3 protein-coding genes and 1 pseudogene are annotated in these 4923 nt (G+C 74.2%); 1 reads left to right on the top strand and 3 read right to left on the bottom strand.

From position 1 onward, the window contains the following. Nucleotides 1–628 (bottom strand): annotated as a pseudogene (locus tag QZX64_RS13100) (ATP-dependent helicase); the annotation flags it as partial. A gap of 139 nt (nt 629–767) precedes the next feature. Between QZX64_RS13100 and QZX64_RS13095 the strand changes: the two are divergent. Then, on the top strand, nt 768–2252 hold the full coding sequence (locus QZX64_RS13095) for a DHA2 family efflux MFS transporter permease subunit (RefSeq protein ID WP_295660633.1): 1485 nt from the start codon (nt 768–770) through the stop codon (nt 2250–2252). Between the two features lie 42 nt (nt 2253–2294). Here the strand turns inward: QZX64_RS13095 and QZX64_RS13090 are convergent, their stop codons facing one another. Further along, nucleotides 2295–4397 (bottom strand): RecQ family ATP-dependent DNA helicase, encoded by a 2103-nt coding sequence (locus QZX64_RS13090; protein ID WP_295660631.1) that lies wholly within the window; start codon nt 4395–4397, stop codon nt 2295–2297. Between the two features lie 136 nt (nt 4398–4533). Further along, nucleotides 4534–4923, bottom strand: a 390-nt coding sequence (locus QZX64_RS13085; RefSeq protein WP_295660630.1) for an Ig-like domain-containing protein, incomplete at its 5' end; no start/stop codon positions are given.

Raw genomic sequence — 4923 nt, 5'->3', positions numbered from 1 at the left:
GGGTGTGGCGCTGCGCGGCCACGGGAGCCACCGGCCGCCGCGCGCCCGCCGCGAGCTCCTCCTCCTCGGCCTCCACGCGCAGGGAGAGGCTGACGAGCTGCGGCCGGTTGTCGGGCACCGCGGCCCGGTGCCGGGCGAGCCTCGCCTGCAGGCGGGCGGCGTAGTCGCCACCGGGCGGCACGCGGACCGCCGACGGCGGTCGCTCGACGGCCCGTGCCGCGGCGTGCGGCGCGCTGCGCGGCATCGCGTCGACGACCGCGTCGATCATCCGGCGGGCGATGCCCTCGGCCCCGGCGGCGTCGAGGTCGCCGTACGCCAAGGACTGCGAGAGCCGGACGATCCGGTCGTCGTCGTCGGTCCCGAGGCCCGCCGGGCGCCACCGCCCCTCCGCGGGGTCCGGCTGGAACTTGCCGGCCGCCACCAGCCGCATGCCGAGCAGGGCGGCTCCGGCCAGGAGGCGCACGCTCGGGTGCGCCTCGTCGCCCGCCCGGGCCCGGGTCAGCACCGGCAGCGCCGCGCGCACCGGCAGGCTGACCGTGCGGCGGTCGTCGCGGAACTCCACGACCCCGTCGCGCGGTGGCGCGCCGGAGCGGAAGGTGGCGGCGCCGGTGACGGGGACGAAGCTCACGCAGTGGCCTTCCGGTGAGAGGTGTGGAGGACCCGACGCTAACGGCCGGCGCCGACGGTGCGCTCCGCGTGGGGCACGTCACGTGACGTGCACGTGCCACAGGTTGGCCGGGTGGGGCCAGAATCCATACCCTCGGATGGTGAGCATCAAGCCCTCCACCGGGTCGGACGCGGTCGCGCCGACGCCCACCGACCGCCTCGACAGGAGCGTCCTCGTCGTGGCGGGCGTCGTCGTCCTCGGCGCCATCATGTCCATCCTCGACATCACGGTCGTGTCGGTGGCCCTCGAGACGTTCCAGCGTGAGTTCGACGCCACCGCGGCCGAGGTGGCGTGGACCATGACGGGCTACACGCTGGCGCTCGCCACGGTCATCCCGCTCACCGGCTGGGCCGCCGACCGCTTCGGCACCAAGCGGCTCTACCTGCTCGCGGTGGCGCTGTTCACCGCCGGCTCCGTGCTGTGCGCCACCGCCGGCAGCCTCGAGCAGCTGGTGCTCTACCGCGTCCTCCAGGGCCTCGGCGGCGGCATGCTGATGCCGCTCGGCATGACGATCCTGACCCGCGCCGCCGGTCCCGAGCGGGTGGGCCGCGTGATGGCCGTGCTGGGCATCCCGATGCTGCTCGGCCCCATCTTCGGCCCCATCCTCGGCGGCTACCTCATCGACGCCGCGTCGTGGCACTGGATCTTCCTCATCAACCTCCCGATCGGCATCGCCGCGCTCGTCTACGCCGTCCTCGTGCTCCCCGCCGACAGCGTCGAGCCGTCCGAGAGCTTCGACTGGCTGGGCATGGTCCTGCTCTCCCCCGGCCTCGCGCTCTTCCTGTACGGCGTCTCCTCGATCCCCGAGCACGGCACCGTGCTGGCCACCGAGGTGCTCGTGACCTCCCTCCTCGGCATCGCGCTGATCGCGGCGTTCGTGCCGTGGGCGCTGCGCCGGGCCAACCTCCACCCGCTCGTCGACCTGCGCCTGTTCGCCAACCGCAACATGACGGTGGCCGTGCTGGCGATGTCGCTGTTCGCCATCGCCTTCTTCGGCGCCAGCCTGCTCTTCCCGCTGTACTTCATCCAGGTACGTGGCGAGGACGCGCTGGGCGCCGGCCTGCTGCTGGCCCCGCAGGGCATCGGCGCCATGATCACCATGCCGGTCGCCGGCGTGCTGGCCGACAGGATCGGCCCGGGCAGGATCGTGCTGACGGGCATCGCCGTCATCACCGTCGGCATGGCGATGTTCACCCGGATCGGCGCCGACACCTCCTACGCCTTCATCCTCGGGGCCCTCTTCGTCATGGGCCTCGGCATGGGCGGCACGATGATGCCGATCATGGCCTCCGCCCTGGCCACGCTCAAGCCGCTCACGATCGCCCGCGGGTCGACGCTGATGAACATCGTCCAGCAGGTGGCCGCCTCGATGGGCACCGCGCTGTTCTCGGTGGTGCTGACCAACGAGCTCAAGAAGAACACCGCGAGCACCCCGGCCGGGGCGCTCGAGCACATGGCCGGCTCGTTCGCCACCGTCTTCGTCGTGGCCACGGTGCTGGTCGCCTGCTGCCTGATCCCTGCGTGGTTCCTGCCGCGCAAGCCGGTCGAGCAGCCGGTCGACCCGGCGGCGATGGTGGGTCACTGACGTCCGGCCCGGTGCCCCGGGCGGTGGCGAGTCGCCGGCCGCTCAGCTCTCGGTGGCGAGGGTGAGCGGGAGCACCGCCTCCGCCCCGGCCTGCCTCAGCGCGACGGCCGCCACCGTCAGGGTCCACCCGGTGCGGACCAGGTCGTCGACCAGCAGGACGCGGCCGGCCACGCCGGGTGCCTGCAGCGTGGACCGGCGGGCCACCGCCGAGACGCGCTGGGCGGAGTTCATGGATCCCGCCTCGGGTGGCACGCCGGGGTCGGTGACCGCCCACGACCCGACGACCGGCACGCGGAGGTAGCGGGAGAGCCCCTCGGCGAAGTCACGGGTGAGCGTCGGCCGACGCACCGACTCGACGAACACGATGCCGTCGACCCTCGGCTGCCAGTCGCCCAGCACCTCCACGACCGCCCGGGCCAGGGGCACGGGCACCGGGCCGTCGGGGACGCCCTGCGCGAAGAGGGCGCGCAGCTGCTGGCCGTAGCCGAGGTCGGTGAGCCGGGCGATGGTGCGGCCCTCCTCGGCGCCGGCGCCGATCTTGCCCTTGCGGTCGATGCCCAGCCTCGCCAGGCCGGTGGGCCACATCCTGCGCGGCTCCACGACCACGCCGGGCCGGCTGAGCCGCTCGTGCGCCTCGGAGACGGCCGACTCGGACACCGCGCTCGAGAGCGTGAGGCCACCGCAGGTGTCGCAGCGCCCGCACGGCTCCGCCGCGGGGTCGTCGAGCTGGTCGCGGAGGAACTGCATGCGGCAGCGGTCGGTGTCGAGGTAGGCGAGCATCGCCTGCTGCTCGCGCTCGCGCGCCTCCGCGACCCGGGCGTAGCGCTCGGCGTCGTAGGCCCACGGCTGCCCCGTGGCGGTCCACCCGCCCTGGACCCGCCGGGCCGCACCGTCGACGTCGAGCACCTTGAGCATGGTCTCGAGGCGGGTGCGGTTGAGCTCGACGTGGGTCTCCAGGGCCGCGGTGCTCAGCGGCTTCTCGGAGGCGGCGAGCACGTCGAGGGTCTGGCGGACCAGCTCCTCCCGCGGGAAGGCCAGGGAGCCGAAGTAGGCCCAGATGTCGCGGTCCTCGATCGCCGGCAGCAGCACCACCGTGGCGTCGTCGGTGCCGCGGCCGGCACGGCCGACCTGCTGGTAGTAGGCCACCGGGGAGGCCGGCGCCCCGAGGTTGACCACGAAGCCCAGGCTCGCGTCGAAGCCCATGCCGAGGGCGCTCGTGGCGACCAGGGCCTTGACCCGCCCCTCGACCAGGGCCTCCTCCAGCGCCTGCCGCTCGGTGGTCTCGGTCTGCCCGGAGTACGCCGCGACCTCGTGGCCCCGCGAGCGCAGGTAGTCGGCCACCTCCTGCGTCTGTGCCACGGTGAGGCAGTAGACGATGCCGGAGCCCGGTTGCTCCGCGAGGTGGTCGGCCAGCCACGCCAGCCGCTGCTGGGCCGTCGTGAGCCGCACCACGCCCAGCCGCAGCGACTCGCGGTCGAGCGAGCCGCGCAGCACCAGGACGTCGTGCCCCAGCTGCTCGGCCACGTCGTCGGTGACCCGGGCGTTGGCGGTGGCCGTCGTGGCGAGCACCGGGATGCCCTCGGGCAGGTCGGCCAGGAGGGTCCGGATGCGCCGGTAGTCGGGCCTGAAGTCGTGACCCCAGTCGGAGATGCAGTGCGCCTCGTCGATCACCAGCAGGCCGGCCGTCGCCGCCAGCCGGGGCAGCACCTCGTCACGGAAGCCGGGGTTGTTGAGCCGCTCCGGGCTCACCAGCAGCACGTCGATCTCGCCCGCCGCGATGGCGTCGTGGATGGGCTGCCACTGCTCGATGTTGGTGGAGTTGATCGTCACCGCACGGATGCCGGCGCGCTCGGCGGCCGCGATCTGGTTGCGCATGAGCGCGAGCAGCGGGGAGACGATGATCGTCGGCCCGGCACCCTGGGCCCGCAGCAGCAGGGTGGCCACGAAGTAGACCGCCGACTTGCCCCAGCCGGTGCGCTGCACGACGAGCGAGCGGCGACGGTGGACGGCCAGTGCCTCGATGGCCGACCACTGGTCGTCGCGCAGCCGGGCCTCGCCCTGCCCGTCACGGGGCCCGACGAGGGCACGCAGGTGCTCCTCGGCGGCGCGGCGTACGTCGTGGGCGACGGTCTCGGTGTCGGGCATGGGCCCAGTGTGTCAACCGTGACCGACACCCCGCCGCCCCGCATCCACAGCCGCTGCACGACACCGGTGCGGGTCCCGATCGGCGCCGCACCGCCCGGGCGGGGTGGCCCGGGCGGTGCGGTGGGACGGACGTGGCTCAGCGCAGCCTGACCGAGCGCGCCGCCGAGGAGGAGGCCGCCACGGTCGGCGAGCCCTGGTAGCGCACGACGAGCACGTGCTTGCCGCGGCGCAGCTTCGGCAGCCGCACCGTGACCCGGCCGCGGTCCGAGGCGGCCAGCCTGGCGCGGGCGATGGTGCGTCCCTTGTCGCGCACCAGCACCTTGCCCGTGGGCACGCTCCTCGACCTGACCGCCAAGATCGCCAGGGGGTCCTCGCGACGCCGCGCCGCGACCAGCGCCCGGTCCAGGAGGGGGACGGCGTCCGCGGGCGACCCGCGCAGCAGCCGCACGGTCGCCTGCCACACGTGGACGAGCGTCCACAGCCACTCGCCGTGGAGGCCCGCGTGCTCGGTGAGCCGCACGGCGTC

The organism is uncultured Nocardioides sp. (assembly GCF_902805925.1).
Lineage (GTDB): Bacteria > Actinomycetota > Actinomycetes > Propionibacteriales > Nocardioidaceae > Nocardioides.
Note: the sequence above shows the minus strand (reverse complement) of the source record. Positions and strands in the feature narration are given on the sequence as shown.